This is a genomic window from Streptomyces sp. AcH 505 (assembly GCF_000818175.1).
Classification (GTDB): domain Bacteria; phylum Actinomycetota; class Actinomycetes; order Streptomycetales; family Streptomycetaceae; genus Streptomyces.
In genome coordinates this window covers 947,646-973,570 of sequence record NZ_JTIY01000002.1, presented here as the reverse complement: position 1 = coordinate 973,570, position 25,925 = coordinate 947,646, and the positions used below count along the sequence as shown (strand labels likewise).

25 protein-coding genes are annotated in these 25,925 nt (G+C 69.7%); 14 read left to right on the top strand and 11 right to left on the bottom strand.

Going from position 1 to position 25,925, the window contains the following annotated elements:
* A partial coding sequence (locus HY68_RS34340) for a protein adenylyltransferase SelO (protein WP_078864143.1) occupies positions 1-1,311 on the top strand: 1,311 nt, incomplete at its 5' end.
* A gap of 88 nt (positions 1,312-1,399) precedes the next feature.
* Here HY68_RS34340 and HY68_RS34335 read toward each other — a convergent pair.
* Positions 1,400-1,990 carry a DUF2147 domain-containing protein gene (locus HY68_RS34335; RefSeq protein WP_198533479.1) on the bottom strand — a complete coding sequence of 197 codons (591 nt, stop codon included), beginning with the start codon at positions 1,988-1,990 and terminating at the stop codon, positions 1,400-1,402.
* A 232-nt stretch (positions 1,991-2,222) separates the two neighbouring features.
* Here HY68_RS34335 and HY68_RS34330 point away from each other — a divergent pair, with 232 nt between their 5' ends.
* The gene (locus HY68_RS34330; protein ID WP_041999377.1) at positions 2,223-2,918 is read left to right on the top strand and encodes a TetR/AcrR family transcriptional regulator; all 696 of its coding nucleotides are present in this window, start codon (positions 2,223-2,225) and stop codon (positions 2,916-2,918) included.
* 8 nt (positions 2,919-2,926) lie between these two features.
* Here the strand turns inward: HY68_RS34330 and HY68_RS34325 are convergent, their stop codons facing one another.
* Complete coding sequence (locus HY68_RS34325; protein ID WP_041999374.1) at positions 2,927-4,318, bottom strand: MFS transporter; 1,392 nt, start codon at positions 4,316-4,318, stop codon at positions 2,927-2,929.
* Between the two features lie 70 nt (positions 4,319-4,388).
* Between HY68_RS34325 and HY68_RS34320 the strand changes: the two genes are divergently transcribed.
* Together HY68_RS34320 and HY68_RS34315 are read left to right on the top strand one after the other, a co-directional pair.
* Positions 4,389-4,943, top strand: a complete 555-nt coding sequence (locus tag HY68_RS34320) for a hypothetical protein (RefSeq protein ID WP_107070260.1) — start codon at positions 4,389-4,391, stop codon at positions 4,941-4,943.
* 44 nt (positions 4,944-4,987) lie between these two features.
* Complete coding sequence (locus HY68_RS34315) at positions 4,988-5,854, top strand: serine hydrolase (protein WP_157874483.1); 867 nt, start codon at positions 4,988-4,990, stop codon at positions 5,852-5,854.
* On the opposite strand, the gene HY68_RS34310 is transcribed toward HY68_RS34315, so the two are convergent.
* Positions 5,831-8,770 (bottom strand): LuxR family transcriptional regulator, encoded by a 2,940-nt coding sequence (locus HY68_RS34310; RefSeq protein WP_078864081.1) that lies wholly within the window; start codon positions 8,768-8,770, stop codon positions 5,831-5,833. The two genes, HY68_RS34315 and HY68_RS34310, sit on opposite strands and share 24 nt — an antisense overlap.
* 351 nt (positions 8,771-9,121) lie before the next feature.
* On the opposite strand from HY68_RS34310, the gene HY68_RS34305 reads away from it, so the two are divergent.
* Positions 9,122-9,796, top strand: a complete 675-nt coding sequence (locus HY68_RS34305) for a GNAT family protein (protein WP_042000706.1) — start codon at positions 9,122-9,124, stop codon at positions 9,794-9,796.
* Positions 9,797-9,810: 14 nt separating this feature from the next.
* On the opposite strand, the gene HY68_RS34300 is transcribed toward HY68_RS34305, so the two are convergent.
* The 4 genes from HY68_RS34300 to HY68_RS34285 form a co-directional block, all read right to left on the bottom strand.
* Positions 9,811-10,542: a 2OG-Fe(II) oxygenase gene (locus HY68_RS34300; RefSeq protein WP_041999368.1), complete on the bottom strand. Its 732-nt coding sequence runs from the start codon at positions 10,540-10,542 to the stop codon at positions 9,811-9,813.
* A 32-nt stretch (positions 10,543-10,574) separates the two neighbouring features.
* On the bottom strand, positions 10,575-11,189 hold the full coding sequence (locus HY68_RS34295; protein WP_041999365.1) for a hypothetical protein: 615 nt from the start codon (positions 11,187-11,189) through the stop codon (positions 10,575-10,577).
* Between the two features lie 175 nt (positions 11,190-11,364).
* Complete coding sequence (locus HY68_RS34290) at positions 11,365-11,832, bottom strand: nuclear transport factor 2 family protein (protein WP_041999363.1); 468 nt, start codon at positions 11,830-11,832, stop codon at positions 11,365-11,367.
* Positions 11,833-11,846: 14 nt separating this feature from the next.
* On the bottom strand, positions 11,847-12,809 hold the full coding sequence (locus tag HY68_RS34285) for a pyridoxamine 5'-phosphate oxidase family protein (RefSeq protein ID WP_041999360.1): 963 nt from the start codon (positions 12,807-12,809) through the stop codon (positions 11,847-11,849).
* Positions 12,810-12,947: 138 nt separating this feature from the next.
* On the opposite strand from HY68_RS34285, the gene HY68_RS34280 reads away from it, so the two are divergent.
* From HY68_RS34280 to rph, 6 genes are all read left to right on the top strand, one after another.
* On the top strand, positions 12,948-13,568 hold the full coding sequence (locus HY68_RS34280) for an ABATE domain-containing protein (RefSeq protein WP_041999357.1): 621 nt from the start codon (positions 12,948-12,950) through the stop codon (positions 13,566-13,568).
* Between the two features lie 176 nt (positions 13,569-13,744).
* Positions 13,745-15,001, top strand: a complete 1,257-nt coding sequence (locus tag HY68_RS34275) for a hypothetical protein (protein WP_052457450.1) — start codon at positions 13,745-13,747, stop codon at positions 14,999-15,001.
* A 171-nt stretch (positions 15,002-15,172) separates the two neighbouring features.
* Positions 15,173-15,622, top strand: coding sequence for a nuclear transport factor 2 family protein (locus HY68_RS34270; RefSeq protein WP_041999355.1), 450 nt, complete (start codon positions 15,173-15,175; stop codon positions 15,620-15,622).
* 77 nt (positions 15,623-15,699) lie between these two features.
* Positions 15,700-16,317, top strand: a complete 618-nt coding sequence (locus HY68_RS34265) for a TetR/AcrR family transcriptional regulator (protein WP_041999352.1) — start codon at positions 15,700-15,702, stop codon at positions 16,315-16,317.
* A 97-nt stretch (positions 16,318-16,414) separates the two neighbouring features.
* Positions 16,415-17,308 (top strand): NAD-dependent protein deacetylase, encoded by an 894-nt coding sequence (locus tag HY68_RS34260; RefSeq protein WP_041999349.1) that lies wholly within the window; start codon positions 16,415-16,417, stop codon positions 17,306-17,308.
* A 396-nt stretch (positions 17,309-17,704) separates the two neighbouring features.
* The gene (gene rph, locus HY68_RS34255) at positions 17,705-20,311 is read left to right on the top strand and encodes a rifamycin-inactivating phosphotransferase (RefSeq protein ID WP_041999347.1); all 2,607 of its coding nucleotides are present in this window, start codon (positions 17,705-17,707) and stop codon (positions 20,309-20,311) included.
* Positions 20,312-20,375: 64 nt separating this feature from the next.
* On the opposite strand, the gene HY68_RS34250 is transcribed toward rph, so the two are convergent.
* Positions 20,376-21,134 carry a DeoR/GlpR family DNA-binding transcription regulator gene (locus tag HY68_RS34250; RefSeq protein WP_041999344.1) on the bottom strand — a complete coding sequence of 253 codons (759 nt, stop codon included), beginning with the start codon at positions 21,132-21,134 and terminating at the stop codon, positions 20,376-20,378.
* 143 nt (positions 21,135-21,277) lie between these two features.
* On the opposite strand from HY68_RS34250, the gene HY68_RS34245 reads away from it, so the two are divergent.
* A complete protein-coding gene (locus HY68_RS34245; protein ID WP_041999341.1) occupies positions 21,278-21,955 on the top strand; it encodes an NUDIX domain-containing protein in 678 nt (225 codons plus the stop codon).
* 48 nt (positions 21,956-22,003) lie between these two features.
* Here the strand turns inward: HY68_RS34245 and HY68_RS34240 are convergent, their stop codons facing one another.
* A complete protein-coding gene (locus HY68_RS34240; protein WP_041999338.1) occupies positions 22,004-22,867 on the bottom strand; it encodes an NAD(P)H-binding protein in 864 nt (287 codons plus the stop codon).
* A 128-nt stretch (positions 22,868-22,995) separates the two neighbouring features.
* Here HY68_RS34240 and HY68_RS34235 point away from each other — a divergent pair, with 128 nt between their 5' ends.
* Positions 22,996-23,448: a MarR family winged helix-turn-helix transcriptional regulator gene (locus HY68_RS34235; RefSeq protein ID WP_041999335.1), complete on the top strand. Its 453-nt coding sequence runs from the start codon at positions 22,996-22,998 to the stop codon at positions 23,446-23,448.
* 43 nt (positions 23,449-23,491) lie between these two features.
* Here the strand turns inward: HY68_RS34235 and HY68_RS34230 are convergent, their stop codons facing one another.
* Positions 23,492-24,616, bottom strand: a complete 1,125-nt coding sequence (locus tag HY68_RS34230) for an NAD(P)/FAD-dependent oxidoreductase (RefSeq protein WP_042000700.1) — start codon at positions 24,614-24,616, stop codon at positions 23,492-23,494.
* A 225-nt stretch (positions 24,617-24,841) separates the two neighbouring features.
* On the opposite strand from HY68_RS34230, the gene HY68_RS34225 reads away from it, so the two are divergent.
* Positions 24,842-25,195: a VOC family protein gene (locus HY68_RS34225; RefSeq protein ID WP_041999332.1), complete on the top strand. Its 354-nt coding sequence runs from the start codon at positions 24,842-24,844 to the stop codon at positions 25,193-25,195.
* Between the two features lie 93 nt (positions 25,196-25,288).
* On the opposite strand, the gene HY68_RS34220 is transcribed toward HY68_RS34225, so the two are convergent.
* Positions 25,289-25,861: a TetR/AcrR family transcriptional regulator C-terminal domain-containing protein gene (locus HY68_RS34220; protein ID WP_277816789.1), complete on the bottom strand. Its 573-nt coding sequence runs from the start codon at positions 25,859-25,861 to the stop codon at positions 25,289-25,291.
* Between the last annotated feature and the right edge of the window lie 64 nt (positions 25,862-25,925).

The window sequence follows — 25,925 nt, the reverse complement described above, 5'->3', positions numbered from 1 at the left end:
GATTGGCTGGCTTCGCCCGACGGCGTTGGCTTTCTGGCCGGCCAGGCCGTTCCGCCCGGCGCCGATCCCATCGCAACCGCCTATGCCGGGCACCAGTTCGGCAATTTCGTGCCGCAGCTCGGCGACGGGCGCGCGATTTTGCTCGGTGAAGTGGTCGACCGCCAGGGACAGCGCCGCGACCTGCAACTGAAGGGCGCCGGACCGACGCCATTCTCCCGGCGTGGGGATGGCCGCGCGGCGCTCGGACCCGTGCTACGGGAATACATCGTCAGTGAGGCGATGGCCGCGCTCGACATCCCGACCACCCGTGCGCTCGCCGCGGTGCTAAGCGGCGACCGGGTGCAGCGCGAGACCATGCTGCCCGGCGCCGTGCTGACGCGGGTGGCGTCGAGCCATATCCGGATCGGCACGTTCCAGTTTTTCGCGGCGCGCGACGATCGCGATGCAGTCCGCGCACTCGCTGATCACGTCATCGCGCGGCATTATCCGCAGGTCGCCACCGATGCATATCCCTATCGCGCGCTGCTGGCGCAGGTGATCGCGCGGCAGGCGGCACTGGTGGCGCGGTGGATGCACATCGGCTTCATCCATGGCGTCATGAACACCGACAACATGTCGATTGCCGGCGAGACCATCGACTATGGCCCCTGCGCGTTCATGGATGCGTACGATCCCGCCACCGTGTTCTCCTCGATCGATCAGAACGGGCGCTACGCCTACGCCAACCAGCCGCGCATCGCGCTGTGGAATCTGACCCGGCTGGCGGAATGTCTGTTGCCCCTGTTCGATGACGACCAGACCAAAGCCATCGAGATTGCCAAAGAACAACTGGCGACATTTTCCCCAGCGTTCGACGCGGCCTACACGCAGGGCATGCGCGCCAAGGTCGGTTTGTCCGGCGCTGAGGGCGATGATCTCGTCGGCGGATTCCTGCAGCTGCTGGGACAAGACGAAGTCGATTTCATCCTGGCGTTCCGGCGGCTATGCGATGCCGCCGACGGCGATGCCAGCGACTTGCGCACGATGTTTGCCGAGCCCGCGGCCATCGATGCGTGGCTCGACGCATGGCGCAAGCGCCGTAACGACGGGTCGCCGAACGGCGCGGCCCTGCGCCGGATCAATCCCGCCTTCATTCCGCGTAACCACCGGATCGAGGCAGTGATCACAGCTGCGGTCCGCGGCGACTACGCGCCGTTCGAGGAACTGAATGCCGTGCTGGCGCGGCCCTATGAGGACCAGCCGCAGTTCGCGGCCTACGCCGAGCCGCCGCGTCCGGAACAGCGCGTGCTGCAGACGTTCTGCGGGACCTGAGCTCGGAGTGTCTCGAACCGAGCACCATCTGCAGCGTTTGCGGGGGAGCCGTCCCGACATCGCACGGACCGGATCGGCTCCGCAGCAGCTATCGGCTCGCGCGCGCTATGGTCGGCGGCTTTGGCTGAGGCGACTTCACCTGCGAAACCTGCACCCACTCGTTGTCTGCCCGGGGGCCGGTCGGGTCGCCCGTCATGCCCACGAGTTGCCCGGACAGGACATCAATGGTCTGTGTCCAGGTCTGCGACAGGCAGAACACCGACAGCATGCAGCCCTTGACCTTCAGCCGGTCCGCGCTCTCGCGCCACAGCGAGATCTCATACGACTTGCCGCTCTCCGCGTCATAGATCTGGCCGGCGAAATAACCCTTCGGGTTCGGCGCCAGGCCGAGAATGAGCTGGTGCCCCAGCACGGGGCGCGACCGCTTCGCGCGATCCGGATTGTTCTGGTCCTTGAGCGGTTGCCGGTTGGCATCGAAAGGATCCTTCATCCAGACGATATAGCCGCAGACTTGCTCCAGCGCTGATCCGCAACGTTCGACGCGGATGCGGGCGCGGCCGTCTTCAGTCAGCCACGTGCCGCTGGGATCGGCATTACCTGAGGCAAGGCCTGATGTGACGAGAGCCAGCAAGCTCGCCACGCACACGGTATTTCGCATTATCGATGTCATCTGCGTCATCTCCAGTTCCTCGGGGCATGCAGAAGCTGCCGCGCGCGGCTCATGCGCCGCGCTCGCTATTAATCAAACTATATCGTACTATTTATACACTACCGTGCCCCGGCGCAAGCGGATATGCGGGGAAATCGAACGATTGCGATGCGGGCCATCGCGCCGCATGAGCTCCGCAAAGATGACTTGAAGGCGCAAAGATGATTTGTAGCTGCGAGGATGATTTGGAGAGACCACACGGATGACTGCTGCCAAAACGACTGCCAGGCCGTCGGCGAAGGTCAGGCCAGCCAAGGCTGCGCCGCGCAGCAGCGGGCGGCCGACCAAGGAACAGGCCGGCCGCATCACTGACCACATCATCGATGTCGCGATGCAGTTGTTCCTGGAGTCCAGCTTCGAGGCGGTCAGCGTTGACCTGATCGCGGCCACGGCACGGATCTCGAAGCAGACCTTCTATGCCCGCTTCGCCTCCAAGGAGGCCTTGTTTGCGGCCGTCATGCGCAAGGGCACGAACAATCTTCTGGTGCCCCTCACGGAATCCAATCGCGACGACCCGATCGAGGCGACCCTGGTAAGGCTCGGGCTGGAGCTTTCAAAACACGCGATCGCGCCAGCGGCCATCGCGCTCGAACGGCTGATTTCATCCGAAGCGCATCAATTCCCGGAGGTGGCTCAGGCCTACCACGAGAACGCCCTGCATGCGCGCGGGCTGGTCGCGAGCGTCTTCGCCAATGCCATCCGCGACGGACAGCTCCGGCCGGCTGATGCGAGTTTCCTGGCTGAGCAGTTCTCCTACACGGTCGTCGACGGCCCCGTCCGCGCCATGGTGCTGAGCGGCAAGATCGCGAAATCCGAAAAGGAACTGCGCGAACGTGTGGTCAGCGCAGTCGATCTTTTCCTGAACGGTTGCCGCGACCATTCCGCGCGACGCGGCTAGGACCCCGTTCATCCGATCGACGACCGCTCCGCTGCCCCATACGCGTGATGTCCGGCCTGCATCGTCGCGGCCGCAACCGCCGCGCACGCGATCTGCGTCAGTCCGCCCACCGCCATCGCGACGAGCAGTCCGTGCGGCCCTGCCCCGGCCAGCACATAGACCGAGCCGAGCACCGCAACGCCGAATGTCGCACCCGCGACACGAGCAACACTGACCAGCGCGGCCACGGTTCCGGAACGCGCCGCGGCAACGGCGCCGACCGCCGCGCTGGTCAGCGGGCCGAGCGCCATTCCGAGGCCAATCCCCGTCAGCACAAGACCGGCTTCGACCATGATGAGACCGCTGTGACGGGTACTCAAGCCGATCAACAGCAGACCCGTTCCCATCACGGCCACGCCGCCGCTTGCCAGCAGCCGCTCGCCGAATCTTGCGATCATCGCTCCCGTGAACGGAGACACCAGCGCGAACATGACGGCCATTGGTACGAGCGCCAGCCCCGCCCCCACGGTCTCCAGCACGCCGGTGCTCTGCCAGGCCAGCGGCAACACGAACAGCATGCCGTAGCCGCCAAAAGTCATCCCCACCATTGCGGTCATCGCACCGCGGAACTGGCGGACCTGAAAAATATCCAGCGGCACCAGCGCCGCCGCACCCTGCCGCGCTTCGACCTTGACGAACAGCGCCAGCGCCAACAGCGCGACGATCACCGCTCCGATCGCCACACCCGGCGTAACCGACGCGCGGATGGCCGCGAACGCGAGGCCTCCCAGCGCCAGCGCGCCGAGAACCTGAGCTGGTGCATCGATATGCCGACCCCGCGGCGAGGAGGATTCCGGCAGCGTTGGGATCGCAAGACCCAGCGCGGCGAGGCTTAGCGGAACGACGATCAAGAAAACACTGCGCCAGCCGAAGGCATGGATCAGCAACCCACCAGCGGTAGGTCCGACGGTCATAGCCAGGCCGTTGCACGCCCCCCAGATCCCCAAAGCGCGGGCGCGCTCGCCCGGGTCCTGCCACACCACCCGGACGATGGCGAGCGATGCCGGGATCAGCAGTGCACCGCCGAGCCCGGCAAGCGCACGGCCGGCAATCAGGATCGCGACGGAGGGAGCGAGCGCGCAGAGCATCGATGCCAGCGTGAAGACCGCGGCGCCGACCATGAAGATCCGGCGACGACCATAGAGGTCGGCGAGCAGTCCACCGCTCAGCAGCAGGACCGCATAAGCGAGATTGTAGCTGTCGATCACCCATTGCAGGGCGCCGATACCGGCGTCGAAATATGCGCCGATCGGGTGCACGGCGAGGTTGACGATGAAGGTGTCGATTTGCGCGACGACGACGGCCAGACAAAGCGTCAGCAACGTCGCCCACCGCGTCGTGGGGTGAGCAAACCAGTTCATGAGATGTCCCGAGATGTGTTAGTCGCCTGATCGGTTTGATCGCGTTCGAGGGCGCAGCCGCAGCCCGGCCGTGGCCGCCGCACCGGGCCGCGCCGGCGAGCGCACCCGGCTCACCGTCTCCACGGCCCCGACCGCCACGCTGTTGTCCGAGACCGCCGCAGGACGGCTCGACCTTGCGGTGATCCGGCACCCCGCGGTGCTTCCGGGGCTCGGCTCCGGCGCGGTGGTGCTCGTTCCGACCTGGCGCCTGACGCCCGCCCCGACGACTGCCGAGGCGGCGGCTGTGGACACCAGACGGCTGCCTGTCGCGGTACGGCCGCGCGAGGAGGCACCGGCAGCCTACGACCTGTTCGTCGACACCCTCGCCAGCCGCGGGCGCCGGGTGGAGACGGTCGTGGTTCCCGACGAACGCGCGGGGCTCGCCCTGGTGGCGGCGGGACAGGCCGTGCTGGTCACGGCCGACGCCGGGCTCTCGGCCGAGGGCGTCGACCGCACCCCCTCCACCGACCCGCCGCTCCCACTGCGGCTACGGGTGGTGTGGGACACCCGCCGCCCGGACGCCGAGGGAATGGCGTCCACGGCGCGCCTGCTGGCGGACGCCCTGGCCCGGCAGGCGGGGCGGTGAGCGCGGCGAGGCGGGACAGCGACGCACAGCGCGCCATTCGCGGCATGTTCGCGGACGCCGGTGTACGCGGCTGGCTGCACGTGGCGGAGCTGCGCCGGCCGACGGCCTGCGTGACGGTCGACCCCGACGAACCGGTGCCCGTCGGCTCGGTCTACAAGCTGCCGCTGATGGCGGCCTTCTGCCGGCTGGCGGAGACCGGCGGCCTTGACCCCCGGCAGCCGGTGACGCTCGGCGCCGACGACCGCATGCCCGGCTCGACCGGCCTCTCCATCCTCCGGGACCCGATCACCGTCTCCCTGCGCGACCTGGTCGTCCTCATGATGAGCGTCTCCGACAACACGGCGGCGAACGCGGTGCTACGCCACGTGGGCCCGGCGGCCGTCGACGCGCTGTGCCAGGAACTCGGCCTGCCGGACACCCATATCCTCGGCGGTGTGGCCACGACGTTCGAGCGGATGGTCTCGGAGACCGGCACGGAGTCGCTGAGCGCCGCGATGAAACGCCTCACCGACAACGACGCCACGGTGCCCGCCGGGGTCTACAACCCCCTGTCGAAGGCCTCCTCGACGCCGTCCGACATGGCCAGGCTGCTGCGGGCGATCTGGACGGACGACGCGGCCTCCGCCGAGAGCTGCGCCTGGATGCGCGAGACGATGGGCCGCCAGGCGTGGTCCCACCGCCTCGCCTCCGGATTCCCCTACGACGACGTCACCGTCTCGGGCAAGACCGGAACCTTCGGCACGATGCGCCACGAGGCGGGCGTGGTGGAACTGCCCGACGGGGCTGTCTACACCGCCGTCGTCTTCACCCAGGCAGCCCGTGCGGACAGCAGACTCCCCCGCGCCGACGCCGTCATCGGCACGGCGGCGCGCGCCGCGGTGGAGGAGCTACGGGGCAACGAAGGCACCTGAGCCCGGGCTGTTCGGCGGGCCGGTGGGTTCGACATCACGCCGACCTTGCGCAACTCCGGACTCGGATCCGACACGAGTTCGGCTCAACCCGTCCTTGATGAGGTCCCGCAGCTGGGAACGGGCGGTGATGCCCAGTCTGGGGAAACTGCGGTAGAGGTGCGAACCGACCGTGCGCGGGGAGAGAAAGAGCTTTTCGCCGATCTCCCGGTTGGTCAGTCCTTCGGCGGCGAGCCTGACAATCCGCTGTTGTTGTGGGGTGAGTTCGGCGAGCGCGTCGGGAGCCGAATCAGTGACGATGATGCCTGCGGCCCGCGATTCGGCCCGCGCGCGCTCGATCCAGGGGCGCGCACCGAGGCGTCGGAAGGTTTCCAGTGCCTCGGCGAGCGGTCCGCGTGCCTCCGCGATACGCCGACGACGACGCATCCACTCGGCGAGGTCCAGCAGGCTCTGCGCGCGTTCGAAGGGCCAGTACTCGAATACCGGATCCGCCAGGGCCGCCCGGAAGTGCGACTCGGCACCCTCGGTGTCCGCGGGGGCCTCGGTGTCCGCGGGGGCCTCGGGGGCCTCGGGGGCCTCGGGGTCCGCCAGCAAGCCACGGGCTCGGCTGATCAGGGCCTTCAGGCGGGGAGACGCGTTGTCGGCGAGTTCGCGAGCGGCACGCTCCACGATCGGTGTGGCCTCGTCGCGACGGCCGCAACGTACCGCGGCAGCCGCCAGATCGGCGAGGGCCGGGTATGAGGCGTGGTAGTGCACGGGCGCGCCGTCCGCCGTGAAGACCATACGGAGTTGCTCGTAGGCCCTCTCGTACGCCCCTTCCGCGGCCGCCGCGGCGCCGAGCGCCCGACGGGCATAGACGAAGACCGAGCGGCTCTCCAGCGGATCGATCAGTGTGAGCGCGTCCTCAGCCCGGGCCCGGGCGGCAGTCGAGTCCCCCTGGAAGGCCAGCACCACGGCATCGACAGCGGCCGCACAGGCAACCGCGTGGTCGAGGCCGGCCGCCTGGCCGATCGTGGTGATACGGGCGCAGGCGTCGCGGGCCTCTTCCCAGCGTCCTCGTTCCACATAGGCCCAGGCAACCGCGCCGCCCAGCCCGTCCGGCAGTGCTCCCCGCAGCTTCCAGCGGTCGAATGCCTCGTCGAAGGCACGGACGGCCAGCGGCGTTTCGTCCAGAAGCCACGCCATGATGCCGACCGTTGTGGACAGCTCTGGCCGGCCCTCCGCCTCGGCGAACAGTCGTGGCAGCAGGGAGACCAGTCCGGCCCGGTCGTCGAAGGGGTCCGACACGGCTCGCACCCACGTGCGCAAGTGCGCGCGCGAGCCGTGGGGGTCGTGTGAGCCGTGGGGGTCATCCTCGGGAAGGCGGGACAGGATGTCCCGGAGGCGCTTCCGCTGGGTGTCCTTGCCGGAGTAGAAGGAGACCACGGCGGCGCCGGAGACGAGGGCCAGCGCGGCAGCGGGCTGATCGACTGCCAACTGTTCGGCGGCTTCGGTCAGTCGGGAGTAGGCGACGGTGTGACGGGTGGTCAGGACCGCCAGCCGTCCGGCGTGCACCGTGGCTGCCGCGAGCAGGAAGGAGTCGTCGGTGCGCGCGCGTGCCGCCGCGACCAGTTCGTCGACCCAGCCGATGTCTCCGGTGAACACAGCCGTCGAGGCGGCTTCGACCAGCAGCCGGGCGCTGTCCTCGCGCCGCGGGGCAAGCTCCGCGGCGCGCTGGAGGGTCTTGGCCGCCGCCGCGTGGCCACCGCGCCGACGGGCGCGGGCAGCGGTCCGTTCAAGCTCGGCCGACACGGCCGCGTCCCGTCCCGGGGAGGCGGCAGCCACATGCCAGGCGTGCCTGTCCGGCTCGTCCAGAAGCAGCTCGGCGAGCGAGCGGTGAGCCTCGCGCCGGGCGTCGAAGGACGCGGCGTGGTAGACGGCGGACCGCATCAACGGGTGGCGGAAGCGCAGGTCCCGACCGGTGCGCCGGACCAGCCCGGCCTGTTCGGCGGGCAGCCAGACCCCGTCGTCCGCCGGGGCGAGCCCGGCCGATGCGACGATCGCGGCATCGACGCTGTCCATGGCGGCCAGGAGCAGCAGGTGACGAGTCGTGCGCTCGGGGAGTCCCGTCAAGCGCGCGGCGAAGATCCGCTCCAGGTGATCGGCGAGCGGGAGCGGACCTGCGGACGGCAGTGTCGCGGCCATGTTGTGCGTGACGGCCGACCTCGTCAGTTCCACCAGTGCCAGTGGGTTGCCGCCCGCCTGATCAAGGATCCGCGCCCGGGTACGGCCGGTGGGACTCTTCGGCTGCTGATCCAGCAACCGGTTGGCTGCGGCGTCGTCGAGCCGTCCGAGGGTGAGGGTCGGCACGTGACGGTCGACTCCAGGCAGAGCGTGGCCGCTGCGGGCCGCGACCAGCGTCGTGACCGGTTCGCCTTCCAGCCTTCGGGCGGCGAAGGACAGTACGTCCAGCGACGCGCGGTCCACCCACTGGGCGTCGTCAAGGATCACGAGCACGGGTCCTTGGTCACCCAGCTCGGAGAGCAGGCTCATAACAGCCACTCCGAGCAGCATCAGATCGGGCCCGGACGTGGCCGGGCCCTCGCCGGAGGCGGCCCGGAGCGCCCCGCGTTGCTGCTCCGGCAATCCGTCCGCCTCGGCCGACACGGGACGCAGCAACTGATGAAGTGCGGCGAACGCCAGGCTCGACTCCGACTCGCTCCCCTCCGCGCGCAGTACGCGAGCGCCGTCAGCTTCAGCCCGACGCACCACACGGTCGAGCAGCGCGGTTTTCCCGGTGCCGATGTCACCGATCAGCAGCACAACCGGGTCGGCCGACACCGACTCCACCGCACGAAAAAGGCGGGCCAATTCGGCGTCCCGGCCGACGAGCGGCTCCCCCGCATCCGTCGACTCCCCGGTATCCGCCTGCTTGTCCACGGAGTCTCCAGGGTTCGTGCATCGTGGTGGCTCTCGGTACAAAAGCCGTCTTCTCTTGCCCCCAGGCTACGGTTCGGACACACGTGACGACCACCGAGGCGCAGACCGAAGCGGACCGAACGGAACTCAGTCGAATCACCGGCCCCGACTTTCGTCGCGGGCGTTTCGAGACGCCAGGTGGATGTGGCGGCGCCGCCGTAGGGACAGACTTCCCAGAGACCACTTCTCTCGCGCATTCCACAGAACGGTGGGGGCCGTCCACGCGGCGTGCCCCCGGTCCGCGGCGCCGTACTCGGGACCGGGCCAAATATGTGGTGCGCGCCGGGACGGCCCGGCTCTATGGTGACGCGCATGCCGACGACCGCCGCGGCGCTGTCCGCGTATCCCCCGTTGAACGTGCAGGTGCAGACACCCCGGCTGTCCTTGCTGGGGGCGACGGACGAACTCCTCGAACGCCTGGTCCCGACGGTACGCAAAGGGGTGGCCACCGAGCCTCCGTGGCCCTTCGACGATCCGAGCTCCCTCTACGCAGACAGCCCGGAGCGCGAGTGGCGTTGGCTGCGGGCCGTATGGTCCGGCCGGGGCCGGGTGAGTGCCGGCTTCTGGCGCCTCTACTTCGTCGTGGTCGTCGACGGCGAGCCGGTGGGCATGCAGGATCTGATCGGCCGCGACTTCGCCACCTTCGGAACGGTCAGCACGTTTTCCTGGCTCAGCCCCGACGTGCGCGGCGGCGGCTTCGGGAAGGAGATGCGGCAGCCAGTGCTGCAGCTGGCCTTCGAGGGGCTGGGGGCCCGTGAGGCCGGCAGCGACGCGTTCGTCGACAACCACGCCTCGAACCGTGTCTCCGAATCCCTGGGCTATGTGCCGAACGGCGTGTCCTGGGATACGCGACGGGGCGAGCCGGCGCAGATCAAGTGCTGGAGGCTGACCCGCGAGCGGTGGGCCGAGCAGCGCCGTGACGACATCGAACTCACCGCTGTCGCCGACTGTCTGCCCGTGCTGGGGATCGACCCGTCACCGAGGTGACGAGGTCGCCCCGGTCAGGCCGCGTCGTGGAACACCAGGCCAAGAGTGTGCCTGGAGCCGGAGCGTACGGTGCTGACTCCGTGCCGCATGGGGGCGTTCGACCATCCGCGCTTCGACGGCACGGGCCTGTCTCTGGTGGTGAAGACGAGACCGTGGCCCTTCGGCACGCTGGTCGCCGAACCCCGGGACTGGGCGCGGGCCCGCTGCTCCGTCATGAGGAACTCGCCGCCCGTGTAGTCCACGCCGGGCGCGTCCAGGCCCACGACGACCTGGAGGGGGAAGACCATCTCCCCGAAGACGTCGCGGTGCAGGGCGTTCCAGTCGCCCGGGCCGTAGCGCAGCAGGATCTGCGCCGAACGCTCCTGTCCCGCCGCATGGCATGCGGCGATCCACTCGTCCAGCGAGTCGGGCCATGGAGCGGTGTGCCCGAGCTTGTGCGCCCACTCCCGCGCGAGGGGCAGCAAGTGCGGGTAGAAGGCCGTACGCAGACCGAGCACGGTGGTCGGCAGGTCGTGGGTGAAGTACTTGTACTCCCCAGAGCCGAACCGGTGGCGAGCCATGTTGATCGTGGTCCGGAAGGAGCCCTCGTCCTCGTACAGGTCCTTGAGGGCGGAGGCCTCGGCGTCCGACAGCAGCGGCCCGGTGAGGGCACTGCCGTACGCGTCGAGTTCGGCGCTGATGGCGTCCCAGTCCTGGCCGGCGACGCGCTCGTGGAAGCTGCTGGCGAGCTCGGGTGCGGTGGGCATGTGATCGTCCTTCGTAGATGTGGTGCCAGGGGTCACCGGGCGGACTCGTCGATCTGCACGGGGTAGCCGGCGCGCAGGACGGCCAGCGTCGTGGGAGGCGTGATGACCGGCGCCGTGCCCGCCGAGGGACGCTCGCGGTGCCGTCCGTAGCCCTCGCGCGTCCATTCGGTGAGGTGCCGGTCAACGGCGAGGGCCGGTACGCCGTCCTCGGTAAGGACGAACGCCCCCTCCGGCACATCGCGCCACGCAAGGTCGTGGTAGCGCCGACGGTGCGTGCCCCGGTGGATGCGTTCGTTGTGCAGCAGGCGGTTCATCTCGCCGGCGGTGGGTGGCGGGACGCCCAGGCCTTCGGTCCAGGCATCCCGGTACGCCCGGTAACTCTCGCGGCGGCACTCGGCGCACGGCCGGTGACCCGCGGCGAACGACACCGCCTCGTCGTGGAAGTAGAGACTCGTCCAGTGGCGCGGGGCCCACTGCTCGCGCCGCCGGTTCCGAAACCGCAGTGCGCAGGTGATCCAGAGGTTGCCCGTGTGGAAGCGGACGATGTCGTGCCCCTCGTGAAGGATCCCCCGGTTGCCGGTCCAGGCACCTCGGAGAGGCGTGGCGATGATCTCGCCGGTGGGCGTAACGCGGTTACGTTCGGGCATGGTCGACCTCCTGACCGGGCGCGGCCCGTCCGGGGCACATTCAGTAGACGCCGGCGGATCGCGTTTCGTGAGGTCGGCTCGTGCGGTTGGCTCGTGAGGTCGGCTCGCTCTCAACCTGAGCCCGGCGTCCTGACCAGTCACCGGATCAGCACGCCGGAGGGTGTTCAGCCCCAGTTCAGTCCAGAGGGATGTCGTGTCCAGGACCGCGCTCGGCCTCGGCGCGCGGGCCGAGGTAGCGGCGGTCGGACTCGTTGATGAGCACGTCGTTGATGCTGGCCTCGCGACGGCGCATCAGACCGTTCTCGGCGAACTCCCACAGCTCGTTGCCGTACGAGCGGAACCACTGGCCCTCGGCGTTGTGCCACTCGTACTGGAAGCGGACGGCCATGCGGTTCTCGCGGAAGCCCCACAGGCTCTTGCGCAGGACGTAGTCGAGTTCGCGCTCCCATTTGGCGGTGAGGAACTCCACGATCTTTTCGCGGCCGACGAGGAACACGTCCCTGTTCCGCCAGACCGAGTCCTCGGTGTAGGCGAGGGCCACGCGGTGCGGGTCGCGGGTGTTCCAGACGTCTTCGGCGGCTTGGGTCTTGGCGACGGCGCTTTCGAGGTCGAACGGCGGGACGGGCGGGCGTGTGTCGGTCATGGCAGGACGGTCCTTCACAGTGCGGAGTGCTGGTCGGTGAGCGGCGGATTGTCGGGCGCCGCGGACACAGTGTCGGCCAGAACGGGCAGCAGATGGCCCGCCACCACGCGCCGGGGGGCGAAATGGACGCGGCGCCCGGTCCGGTCGTCGTCCCCGGGGACACCGGGGTCGGTCCACTCCAGCTCGGCCCGACCGGACAGGTGGAGGGTGCGACCGGTGGTGAAGTCGCAGAAAAGCAGTGCGGATGTGGGGTCCGTCTGGAGGTTGCCGATGGTGTTGAACATGTTGTTGCCCCAGTAGTCGGGCCACCACAACTGTCCGTCCTCGACGCGGACGAAGCCCGGCGGGCCGCCGCGGTGCGAGGCGTCGCTGCCTCGGGTGGGATGGGTGGTCCCGATCAGGAACGTGTCCGACCGGCGGATCAGGTCGGTATCGGCCTGCGTGAGGGCGCCGGCGTGGCGGACCGGCTCCGAGCTGCGGGCCATGGTCGGCGCGAGGTGAAGGTGCCGACTCTGGATGTACTGGGGGCAGTTGCCGTACGCCTGCTCCACGTCGATGCGCAGCCCCTCGCCGTCTGTACGAGTCAGGGTGCCGTTGATCCGCAGGCGTCTGCGGGTGGCGAACTCGACGACGATCAGCCCGACCGGCTGGTGCACCGGGAGGTCGCGGAGCGGGTCCCCGTCCGCGGGCAGCGTCCGTACATCGAGGGCGACCGGCGAGGCGGCGTGGAGAAAGCCGGGCGGCCCTGCGAGCGGGGAGGTCCACAAGGTGCCTTCGGTGTCACGTGCGGTGATGGCGGCGAACGACCTGTCCCCCAGGAACCGGGTGACACCGCCACGCAGCTGGGCGGGGGCCAGCATGCCCGCGAGCCGGGCCGCGTCCCTCGCGACGCCCGCCTGGCGCTGTACGGCCAGCTCACCCTCGTGGAAGCCCGCGGTCGTCTGTCGTGCCGTGTCGCTGAAGGCGGAACCGGTCATGAGAGCAGCACTCCTTCGATCTCACGTTCTGACGGTTGACTTCGACCCCAACCGTTAGAGGCAGCCTCGCACGCTCGACCCACCGAGTCAAACGGTTGGAGCTATCCACAACCGTTAGAAGCGCGGTAGCCTCGCAGCGTGGACACCAATGCACCGCTCCTGGGCGAACCGCTCCCCGTCGAGCTGATGAACACCATCTGGGCGGACAGGGACGGCGTACACGACGCGCTGCACGACCCGGACAGCACCCGGGCGTGGCTGCACGCCGTCAGTTCCCGGACGGACCTGATGACGCCCGGCGACCTCGACACACTCACCGTGCCGGACCTCGACGGCCTGGCCGGGCGGCTGGTCGGCCTGCGCGACGCACTGCGCCGACTCGCCGCCGAAGCCACCGAGGACCCGCGCCCGGCGGCGGCCCCCGACACCCGGGAGCTCCGGGCGGCCGTCACCGCGCTCAACCGCGCCTCCGGCGACACACCCCGCTGGTCGACCCTCTCCTGGACACCCGGCCAGGAACCCTCCCGCCGCACCCGTACCAGCGGGCAGACCGCCTCAGCCGCCGTCTCCGCCATCGCCGAGGACGCCGTCTCCCTCTTCGGCGAGGACACCCGCCGTCAGCTACGCGCCTGCCTCGCCCCGGGGTGCGTCCTGTATTTCGTCAAGAACCACCCACGCAGGGAATGGTGCTCCGCAGGCTGCGGAAACCGGGCCCGCTCGGCCCGCCACTACCAGCGCCACCGCCACACGACGGACTGACCGTCCCCGCGCGAGCGCGCCGAGAGCGGCGACGACCTGCCGCCCGCCGTCGCATCTCGATGAATGGGACATGTATTGCGTTCGTACAACTGTCCAGCTTCCGAAGGAGTCTTCTTTCGCAACTGTTCATCCGTGCGGGGCGGTGGTCCGTGGCCGCATGTCCTCGAAGGAGCTCCATGAGACCCGTCTCCCTGGCCGCCGCGCTGCGCTGTTCGGCCGCAGTGGGCACTGCCACCGCGCTCGCCTGGGCGCTGGCCTCGGCTCCCGTCGCCACTGCCGCCGACCGCGAAGAGCCGGGCGCCGAGCTGGCGTTCGGTGTGACCGCGCCCATCGAGGGAGTACGCCCCGGAAGCGCGCAGGCCGTGTCGTTCACGGTGACGAACCGAGGAACCGCACCCGCGACGCAGGTGGCGCTGTACATCGACGGCTCGCAGGGACTCGCCTTCGCCGAGAAGTACGCGAACTGCCGCTACGAGAACACCCCGGCGCAGGACGAGGGGCCGGCTCAGGTGAACGCGGTCTGCGCCGTCGATCAGACCCTGGAACCGGGCTCGGTCTACGCGCTCGAAGAGCCTGTGGGGGTGACTCTCGCGGACCGTGCCCTGTACGAGCAGCTCAGCTTCACCATCCAGCAGGATCCGGCCGGCCTCCCCGGAGGAGCTGACGACGGCGGGGCCGGAAAGGCGGTCCTGCGGCTCGTCGAACAGCGGCCGCCGGCCGATCCCGGCGCCACCTACGGGTACGAGCGGCTGGACGTCGACATCACCGCGAAGAACACGGCAGACTTCGCCCTGACCGGCTCCACCGTGAGGGGCAAGGCGGGCGACACGGTCACGGCGGAGGTGTCGTTCGCCAACAAGGGTCCCGGCTGGGTCACCAACGACGTCTCCTCCCCCATCGGCGTCTTCGACGTCGGTGTCCCCACCGGTACGACGGTGGTGAAGGCCCCCGAGTTCTGCGCTCCGGCAGGCACCGGCAACAAGCCGACGGCGTACCACTGCACGACGCCGTACGACTACGCCGACGAACACAGCGAGCGCGCGTATCCGTTCCGGCTGCGGATCGACAAGGTCGTCAAGAACGCCACCGGAAAGGTGGCCTTCGTCAAGGGCGATCACCGCTCGGGCACACTGCCCTTCGACGAGAATCCGAAGAACAACGCGGCCCGCGTTGTCGTCAACCCCACTGCCGTCGGCGGCGGTTCCGGGTCGACCGGCGGCTCGGAGCCGACCGACGGCCCGTCGAGTGGCGCTACGTCGGGTGGCGCGACGTCGGGTGGGAGCACGCAGGGCACCGGGACGCAGACCGACACCCTGGCCGCCAGTGGCACCGACGGCAGCCTGCTCATCGGCGGGACAGCGGCAGCGCTCCTGCTGACGGCCGGCGGAGTGCTCGTCGTACGGCGTCAGGGGAAAAGCACCGCGGCGCGCTGATCGCCGGCGGCTTCCGCCAACCCGTTTCGTCCCGGCGCGGGACTGCGCGCTTGATCTTTGCGACAACCTGTCGTAATCTTTACGACAGGTTGTCGCATAAAGCATGCTCCGCGACCCCTGGTGCGGCAGAACGCTCTGACGTGCCGCCGTGAACGGAAAGGGGCTTTTCACATGAATGCGCTCAGTGATCGCGCCGATCTCATCGAACTGCTCGGCCGTTATGCCGATATCGCGGACCTGAAGGAATTCGCCGAGCTGCCCAAGCTCGTCTTCACCGACCCGCTCACGGTCGACTTCGAGTCGGTCGCCGGGATGCCGCCGATGACGGTGCCGCTCGCTGATTACGTCGAGAACGTCCGCGCCGCCTTCACGCCCTTCCTGGCGACCCACCATGCCATCACCGGCCATGTCGTCGACATCGACGGCGACAGTGCGACGATCCACGCGCACGTCCGCGCCGAGCACTGGCTCCCGGACGAGCTGACCAACGGCGGACCCAACCGCTGGCTCGTGGTCGGCTTCTACGACAACGAAGCGGTCCGCACCCCGGACGGCTGGCGTCTCAGCCGCGTGAAGCTCACCGCGACGTACCAGGAGAACGCGCCGCAGCCAGCCGCGTAGCCACCGAGGCTGACGTCGATCCATACGGCCCTCGCCCCTGGGCGACGGACAAGCCGCAGTGGGAGGAGAATGATCGGATGCCGCGGATCCGGGGAACCAGCATCGAGGAACACCACGAGATGGTGTGGGCCGACCTCGCCTCGGCGATGCGGGAGTTGCTGCTCGAACGCGACTACGACGCGATCAACATGGGCCATATCGCCGCCCGGGCCGGCCTCGCGCGCAACACGCTGTACAACTACGCGCGCGACAAGGGCACCCTGGTCCTGGCGCTGACCGAGCGGGCGAGCCGCCCCGCGGTCGAGCGGGTGGCCGGGATCGCCGCGCGGTCCGGCAGCCCGGCCGCCGAGCGGCTGCGGGAAATCATCGAGGCGTTTCTGGAGGCCTCGACGGACCAGTCCATGCAGCTGATGTTCCGGCCCGGTTCGGGTCCGCTGGTCGACGAGGTGCCGAAGGGGCCGGACAGCCCGTTCCACACGATCGTGGTCGAGGTGGAGAACGTCGTACGGGACGGCATCGAGCGCGGCGAATTCCGCGATGTGGGCGACGTGCCCCTCGCGGTGGAGCTGCTGTCCGGTGTTATGCGGGCGGGCGCCGAGCGCATCGGGCGGGACCCGGCCGCCTTCGCGACCACGGTCCGCGCGTCGCGGGAGATTATCCTCGCGTCCCTGGAGGCGCGGCGCGTGCGCGCATAGCCGTGGCAGAACGCACACGGAGCGTACCGGAACCCGGTCGACAGCCCTCGGCTGCGACGCCCACGTACCGCCGCTGCCCGGCCCGTATCCTGGCCGTATGCGCATGCGCCCCACCCTGAGCTGGACGCCCACCGAGAACCTGCCACCCGGCAGCACCCAATTGCAGCCGGTCGCTGACGCGTTGGCCGCCGGCGGCGTGCTGGTGCTGAGCGGTGCGGGTATCTCCACGGAGTCGGGCATCCCCGACTACCGGGGCGAGGGCGGGAGCCTGAGCCGGCACACCCCGATGACGTACCAGGACTTCACCGCCGGCGCCCAGGCCCGCCGGCGGTACTGGGCGCGCAGCCACCTCGGCTGGCGCACGTTCGGCCGCGCCCGGCCCAACGCCGGACACCGCGCTGTCGCCGCCTTCCAGCGCCACGGCGTCCTCTCGGGGGTCATCACCCAGAACGTCGACGGCCTGCACCAGGCCGCGGGCAGCCTGGACGTCGTAGAGCTGCACGGCAGCCTGGACCGCGTCGTCTGCCTCTCGTGCCGCACCCTCACCCCACGTCACGAACTCGCCCGACGGCTGGAGGAGGCCAACCCGGGCTTCGAGCCGTCGGCCGCCGCCATCAACCCGGACGGTGACGCCGACCTCACCGACGAACAGATCGGTGACTTCCGTGTGGTGCCCTGCACACACTGCGGCGGCATCCTCAAACCCGACGTGGTCTTCTTCGGCGAGAACGTGCCTCCGGCACGCGTCGAACACTGCCGGGCCCTGGTCCAAGCGGCGGCTTCCGTCCTGGTCCTCGGCTCCTCGCTCACGGTCATGTCCGGACTCCGCTTCGTCCGCCAGGCGGCCCAGGCCGAGAAGCCCGTACTGATCGTCAACCGCGACCCCACCCGGGGCGACCGCTACGCACACACCCGGGTCACACTCCCCCTGGGCGCAGCGCTCACGAGCATCGCCGACCAGCTCAACATCCCCATGGGAACCGGTGAGTGACCCCGCCGTCGCGCTTCCACGTGACCGACGCCGCCGTGTCCGACGCGGATTAGGGCACGGAAATCGCCCTGGCCGCTGACTTCACCGCGTTCGTGGAGGGGCTCACCGGTGCCGTGCGTCTCGGTGCTTGATCGTCGTGCGCCGATCGGTTCCGCAGGCCGGCAAAAGGAAAGACGAAGAGAACCCTCTCCTCGCCACTCCTAAGGTATAGCGCACCTGGGGGCTTGCGGCAAGGCCCCCGTGGTGCCGCAGAATCGTCGGCCGAGGCTACAACCTGCGGAAATGAGGGCACGACGTGCGTGTGTTGTCGACGTGTGGGGGACGCGGTGACGTCGGACCGGGGGCGGGGCCGGCCGGTGCGGTGCTGCGGTTCATGACCGCCCCGGAGGTGTCACGGTGAGCGAGCAGTACGTACTGGATCTTCGTGAGGTAGACGAGACGCGGGTCGCGGTCGTCGGCGGCAAGGGTGCGCAGCTGGGCGGGCTGTCGCGGATCGAAGGCGTCCGGGTGCCGGCCGGTTTCTGCGTCACGACCGAGGCCTTCCGGCAGATCGTGGCGCAGGTACCGTCGATCGGCGACCAGCTCGATCAGCTGTCGCTTCTGGACCCGGACGACCGCGAGGGGGTCCGTACGCTCAGCGCGGAGATCCGCCGGGCGATCGAAGGGATCGCCGTTCCGGCCGGTCTCGCGGCGGCGATCACCGCCGCGCTCGGCCGGCTCGGCGGGGAGGCCGCCTACGCCGTCCGGTCCAGTGCGACGGCGGAGGATCTGCCGACGGCGTCCTTCGCCGGGCAGCAGGACACGTACCTGAACGTCATGGGCACCGCGGCGATCCTTCAGCACATCAGCCGGTGCTGGGCTTCGCTGTTCACCGAGCGGGCCGTGACGTACCGCCGGCGCAACGGCATCGATCACCGTACGGTCCACATGGCCGTGGTCGTGCAGCGGATGGTCGTCCCGGATGCGGCCGGCATCCTGTTCACCGCCGACCCCGTCACGGGCAACCGGACGGTCGCCACCGTGGACGCCGGCTTCGGTCTCGGGGAGGCCCTGGTCTCCGGCCTGGTGAACCCGGACGTCTTCACGGTGCGGCACGGCGAGGTCGTCGCCAAGACCATCGCCGCCAAGGAGCGTGCCGTTCAGGCCCTGCCGGACGGCGGTACGCGGGAAGTGGCGGTCGACTCGCGGCGCCAGGAGCAGCCGGCGCTGACGGACGAGCAGGTCGTACGGCTCGTCCAGCTCGGACGGCGGATCGAAGCCCACTTCGGCCGCCCGCAGGACATCGAATGGTGCCTGGCCGACGACGCGTTCCAGATCGTGCAGAGCAGGCCGATCACGACGCTGTTCCCCGTGCCCGAGACCGACGACGAGGAGAACCACGTCTATGTCTCCGTCGGTCATGGGCAGATGATGACCGACCCCATGAGGCCCCTGGGGTTCTCCATGTGGCAGCTGACGGCCATGGTCCCGATGCACGAGGCCGGCGGGAGGCTGTTCGTGGATGTCACCCGGCGCCTGGCCTCGGCCGCCGGCCGCGCCGGTCTTCTGGACGCCATGGGGAAGGGGGATCCGCTGATCAGGGACGCGCTGGAGACCGTCCTCGACCGCGGGGACTTCGTCCCTTCGCTCCCGGACGCGAGTCCCGGCCGCCCGCCGGGCGGCGGTGCGCCCGCGCCGATCGCGACCGATCCGGCCGTCGTCACGGAGCTGATCGAGCGCAGCCGGGTGTCCCTCGCCGCGCTGAAGCGCGGCATCCGGCCGAAGGCAGGACCGGCGCTGTTCGACTTCCTGCTGGAGGCGTTCGAGGAGCACAAGCGCGTGCTCAGTGATCCCCTGAGCATTCAGGCGATCATGGCGGGGATGGAGGCCACCTGGTGGCTCAACGACAAGCTGATGGAGTGGCTGGGCGAGAAGAACGCGGCTGACACGCTCACGCTGTCCGCCCCCGACAACATCACGTCGGAGACGGGACTGGCGCTGCTCGATGTCGCCGACGTGATCCGCGCGCAGCCGGACGTGGTCGCGTTCCTCAAGGACGTCACGGACGTCACGGACGAGAACTTCCTGGACGAGCTGGCGAAGCTCTCGGGCGGGACAGCGGCGCGCGACGCCATCGAGGCGTACCTCGACCGGTACGGCATGCGCTGCGTCGGCGAGATCGACATCACGAGGCCGCGGTGGCGCGAACGCCCCCTCACGCTCGTACCCGCGATCCTCGACAACGTACGGAACTTCGAGCCGGGGGCCGCCGAACGGCGCTTCGAGCAGGGGCGGCAGAAGGCGCTGGCGAAGGAGCAGGACGTGCTGTCCCGGCTGCGGGCCCTGCCGGAAGGGGACCAGAAGGCCGACGAGACCAAGCGGATGATCGACCGGGTCAGGACCTTCATCGGGTACCGGGAGTATCCGAAGTACAACATCATCAGCCGCTACTTCGTCTACAAGCAGGCCCTGTTGGAGGAAGCCGAGCGCCTCGTGCGCGCCGGTGTGCTTCCCGAGAAGGAGGACATCTTCTCTCTCACCTTCCAGGAACTGCACGACGTCGCGCGCTCGAACCGGGCGGACGGCCGGCTCGTCCAGCAGCGCAAGGAGGCCTTCCGGTCCTACCACGCGCTCACACCGCCCCGGGTGCTCACCTCGGACGGCGAGGCCGTGGTCGGGGCGTACCGGCGCGACGACGTGCCGGACGGCGCCCTGACCGGGCTGGCGGTCTCCGCCGGGACCGTCGAGGGACGGGCCCGGGTCGTCCTGGACATGGCGGATGCCGATCTCGAAGCGGGCGACATCCTGGTCACTCCCTTCACCGACCCGAGCTGGTCGCCGCTGTTCGTCGGCATCGCGGGCCTGGTGACGGAGGTCGGCGGCCTGATGACGCATGGTGCGGTGATCGCGCGGGAGTACGGCTTGCCGGCCGTCGTGGGCGTGGAGCAGGCCACGCGGCTGATCCAGGACGGGCAGCGGATCCGGGTGTACGGCACCGACGGGTACGTCGAGATCCTGTCCTGACGGACCGCACCGCGCGGCAGCACCGGGACGTCAGCAGGCTGTCAGGTTCAGCGGGCTATCAGGATCAGCGGGCTGTCAGGATCTCCACACCGAACGCTCCGACCTCCGCGACGAGCCTGTCGCGGGGGTCGGCGTCGGTGATCAGGCCGCTGACCTCCGCCCAGGGCAGGACGCGGTACTGCGAAGCGGTGCCGATCTTCTCGGCGGAGGCGAGGATGTAGGTGTCCGCGGCCCGCGCGGCCAAGGCGCGCTTCATCGCCGCCTCTTCGGCGTCCGCGGTGGTCAGTCCCGCCTCCGGGTGTACGCCGGTGACACCGAGCAGGCAGAGATCGGCGGAGACGTTCTGCGCGGCCTCGACAGCGGCCGCGCCGCAGGCGACCGCCGAGTGCTTGAAGACGCGGCCACCGAGGAGGAAGAGCTCCACCCCGGGGTGGTCGAGCAGGGCCACGGCGACGGTCGGGCTGTGCGTGATCACGGTGCAGCTGAGGTCGTACGGGAGCGCGCGGGCGACCGCGAGGGCGGTCGTGCCTCCGTCGAGGATCAGCGAGCCGCCGGGCCGTACCAGCGCGGCGGCCACGGCGGCGACCTTCCGCTTGCCGTCGGGGGCGACGGCATGCCGGGCGGCGTAGTCGGCCACCGCTGGTGAAACGGGCAGCGCACCGCCGTAAACCCGCTGGCAGAGCCCGTCGGCGGCGAGTTCACGCAGGTCGCGCCGCACGCTGTCCTCGGAGATCCCCAGTCCTGCGGCGACGTCCTTGGCGACGATCTTGCCCTCGCGAGCGAGCAGAGCGAGCAGGTGGTCGTGCCGTTCAGCGGCCAGCATGCACATTCTCTCCTGTTCTTGCACGTTCCTGCATGTACGGTAGCGCACGTGAACGACAAGCCCCCGTCCGTCGCGTACGACGCCCCGTACGGCGTCTCGTACAGCGAGGCCGGGATTCCCCGCCGCACCCCGCAGGAGACCGCATGACTGGCCGCCCCGGCATCGACGTCCCCGATCACCGCGGCCGTACCGGCCTCGACCAGGCCGGGCGCGAGCTGGACCGCAACGGGGACGTGGTGGTCCGCGACGTCGAACTCACCTCGCAGGGCTGGCACGTGCTGCGCCGGACCACCTTCGACTACCGGCGTCGGGACGGGCGTTGGGAGACGCAGCAGCGCGAGACGTACGACCGTGGCAACGGCGCGGTCGTCCTGCCCTACGACACCGCGCGCGGCTGCGTCCTGCTCACGCGTCAGTTCCGCTACCCGGCCTACGTCAACGGCCACCCCGACGGCATGCTCGTCGAGGCGGCGGCCGGACTGCTCGACGAGGACGACCCGCACACCGCCGTCCGCCGCGAGGCCGCCGAGGAACTCGGCGTCACCCTCGGCCCGCTCACCCACGTCCTCGACGCGTACATGAGCCCGGGCTCCATCACCGAACGGCTCCACTACTTCGCCGCCCCGTACACCCCCGCCGACCGGACCGGGACCGGTGGCGGCCTCGAAGAGGAAGGCGAGGACATCGATGTCCTCGAACTGCCCTTCGACGAAGCGCTCGCCATGACCGGTGACGGCCGCATCACCGATGCCAAGACCATCCTGCTCCTGCAATGGGCGGCGCTGACCGGCCCGTTCGCCCCCGCTGCGGACGGCCGCTGACGCGGGGTGAGCCCCGGTCGCGCCAGGTCTCGGGCGGCGCTCGCAGCCTCACGCGTCGGCGGGCCGGCGGAACGCGTCGGCGTTGCGGGCGCACCAGTCCGCGAAGGTCCGCGGCTTGCGGCCGAGCAGGCGTTCCACGGTGTCCGTCCGGAATCCGACGGTGTCGGCCCGCATGACGGCGAATCCCTCCGTGATCGCCTCGGCGAGCGCCGGTGGCGCACCGTCGGGGAAGCGGGAGCGGACGATTTCGTCCACGGTGGCCGCCTCGCGCACCTCGATCGCGAGGCCGGTCGTCTTGGCGATGATCCGGACCTGCTCGGCGACGGTGAACGTCTCCTCCCCCGTCAGGACGTACTCCTGGCCCTGATGGCCGTCCTCGGTCAGGGCGAGGGCGGCGACCGCGGCGATGTCCGCGGGGTCGATCGGCGCGTAGCGGCCGGGGCCGATCGGGTCGAGTACGTAGCCGCCCTCGCGGATGGTGGGCACCCAGTCGAGGGCGTTGGTGGTGAAGCCGCCGGGGCGCAGGATCGTGGCGGGGATGCCGGAGGCGCGGACAAGCTTCTCGCGTTCGTGGTGCCAGTGGCCCATGGCGGGCATCGGGTCGCCGAGGACGTTGAACGACGAGAGGTGGACGACGCGGCTCACCCCTGCCGTCCGGGCCGCCGCGAGGGCGTTGGCGGTGTAGTCGGTGCCGATGCCCTGCGTGAGCAGGAACAGTGCGTCCACGCCGGCGAAGGCGGGTCTCAGTGTGGCGGGCTCACCCAGGTCTCCGACGGCGAGTTCCGCGGCCTGGGGCAGTCCGGCGGCACGGGCGGGGTCGCGGACGAAAGCACGCAGCTTGGCGCCCCTCGCGTTGAGCTCGCGGGTGAGTTCACGGCCTATGTTCCCGGTGGCACCGGTGACCAGTATCATGGTGACTCCTTGCGGTCGTTTGCCGTCTAACGAATACTCGAAAAACGTTAGCCGGTGAATCATTAGCCGTCAATCGATTCTTGACGGGCGCCCGAACTGCCGCTTGCCCACCTCACCGAGAGGCCGCGATGTCTGAGTTCCTGGACCTGCACGGCAAAACGTCGAAGGCGCTCCGGGCGCTGTCCGACCGGGCCATGCGCCGCTACGGGTTGCATCTGGGCCAGAACTACCTGCTCGCGGTGTTGTGGGAACGGGACGGCAGCGCGCCGGGCGAGATCGCCGCCGCGCTGAACGTCACGACGCCCACCGTCGTCAAGATGGCCGACCGGCTGACCACCGCAGGACTGCTCACCCGGCGCCGCGACGACCGGGACAACCGCCTCGTACGGCTGTGGCTCACCGACGCGGGCCGCGACCTGCGGAAGCCGATCGAGGCGGAACGGCGGCTGATCGAGGAGACCGTCACCGCCGGTCTCACCGGGGCGGAACGCGAACAGCTGTTGAGCGCGCTGGCGAAGGTCCACCGGTCGGCGCTCGACATGCTCGAAACCAACGGTTCGACAGGGCCGGCCGCCACCTGACGCCCGGCCGGCCTCCGCCGATGCCTTACCGGTGCCGCTCGGTCTACTGGGGCTGCGCGGCCTGCGTGAAGAAGTTGATCACCTCTTCGAGCGTGGGGTTGTCAGGGGCGTCGACCTCGGCCTCGCCGACCGCGGCGCTGCGCGGGAACATCGTCTGCTCGTACGCGGTGAGGGCCGCCTCGACGTCGTCGGGGTGCGCGGCGATGGCCTGACCGAGTTCGGCGCCGTCCAGCATGGCCAGATTGGCGCCTTCGCCGTTCGGGGAGATGAGGTGGGCGGCGTCGCCGACCAGGGTCACCCCGGGCACCCGGTCCCACCGGTGCCCGACCGGCAGTGTGTGGTGGGGGCGCAGGATCGGTGCGGTGTCGCTTTCGGTGATCAGGGCCGTGACCTCCGGGGCCCAACCCTCGAACTCCTCGGCGATCCGCGCGGTGGCCGCGGCGGAATCGGTGAAGTCGATGTCGGCGAACCACTCCAGCGGCTTGGTCAGCATCACGTACGCGTGGAGGGTTTCGTCCTTCTCCCGGTGAGCCGCGATCTGCGCCTTGTCCGGTTCGATCGCGAACATCGACCCGCCGCCGACCGCCTTCGCGACAGCGGGGTACCGGGTGTGGGCGTCGAACAGGTAGGTCTCCACGAACGACATGCCGGTGTACGTGGGTACGGAGTCGGAGAGCAGCGGCCGGACCCGGGACCACGCGCCGTCCGCGCCCACCAGCAGGGTCGTGACGACGGTGCCGCCGTCGGCGAAGGTCACCTCGTGGCGCGAATCGCCGAGGGTACGGACCCCGCTGACCTTGTGACCCCACCGCACGGTGCCGGCCGGCAGCGAGTCGAGCAGCAGCTGCCGCAGCTCACCGCGCTGCACCTCGGGGCGCCCACCGGTGCCGTCGTCGGGCTGGTCGAGCATGACGTTCCCGTCCCGGTCGAGAATCCGCATCGCCTGGCGGCCCTCCAGGACAATGCCGCGGAACTCGTCCATCAGGCCCGCCGCCTGCACGGCCAACTGGCCGTTGTAGTCGTGGATGTCGAGCATCCCGCCCTGCGTGCGCGCGTTCGGGGAGGGCTCCGCCTCGTAGACGGTGACCGGGATGCCGTGTACGTGCAGGACGCGGGCGAGCGTGAGGCCGCCGAGGCCGGCGCCGATGATCGTCGCGTCAGTGGTGATGGCGTCAGTGGTCATGGGAATTCCTTGCCTGTCGCAGGCCTGCCGGACGGACACCCGGCAGGATCTCCGACAAGGCTCCGGTCCCCCGCCGACAAACCGGCAACAGCGAACCGACAGCCCCGACAGGTGACCGACACCGCCACTCCGACCCGCCGAACGCCCCAGGTCAGGGCGCCGATACGCCAGGCCCGCGCGGGCGTCCGGGCAGCCTGGCAGGATGGCGGCATGGAACGTGTGACGGGAATCGGCGGGTACTTCCTGCGGGCCGCCGATCCGGCGGCCCTGAACACCTGGTACCGCGACTGTCTGGGCCTGGACGCCGACGAGAACGGTCTGTGGCAGCAGGGGGCCGGGCCGACGGTCTTCGCGACGTTCGAGTCAGGGACCGACTACTTCGGCTCCCGATCCCAGCAGGTGATGCTCAACTTCCGGGTCAGTGACCTGGAGGCGATGCTCGCGCAACTACGGGCCAGGGGCGCGGACGTGGCCGAGGAGACGCAAGAGATGGCGGGCGTCGGCCGGTTCGGCTGGGTCACCGACCCCGAGGGGAACCGGATCGAACTCTGGCAGCCCCTCTGATCCGACACGAAGCAACCCACCTGGCGTGACGCGTAGTCCGGGTGACCGGCGGGTCTTGTACGGCTCCGCCGGTGTCGTACGGTGCGACCTGATTCAGCCCTTCACGCGGCCCGCCAGGCCGTCCACGATGAGAGCCAGTCCGGCTTCGAATGCCGACTCGTGGTCGATGACCGGGATGTCGGCAGACTGATCCGCGCCGTCCGCCGGGCCGTTCGCCGGGCCGGTGTCCGCCTGTTCCTCCAGGACGCTGCCGACCGTGAAGCGACCGGCGGCCAGCATCGCCATCTGCGCGTCCCGCTCGGGCACGCCGGAGGCGATGAGGAATTCCATCTTGCGCGCGATCCGGTCGAGGTCCGCGGTGGGGATGGTCCCGGCGTGCAGCCGCGCTCCGTCGCGGCGCATCAGCAGGGTATGCCGGAAGCTGCGCGTGTTGTCGAGGAACCACGCACGCCAGTCGTCGGGGAGCGCCGGCAGCGGGACGGTCGCGTGGGGTGCCATGGCGGCCTGCGCCATGGCATTGAGCAGTTCCTTCTTGGTGCGGAAGTGCCAGTAGAGCGACGGCTGTTCGACGCCCAGTCGCTTCGCGAGCCGGCGTGTGCTGACGGCGTCCAGCCCGACCTCGTCGAGCAGGTCGAGCGCCTCGGTGATGACGGTCCCACGGTTCATCTTGGTCACATTGACAATCTATCGCTGATAGATGACTCTGAAAAGGAACCATTCACCGATAGAT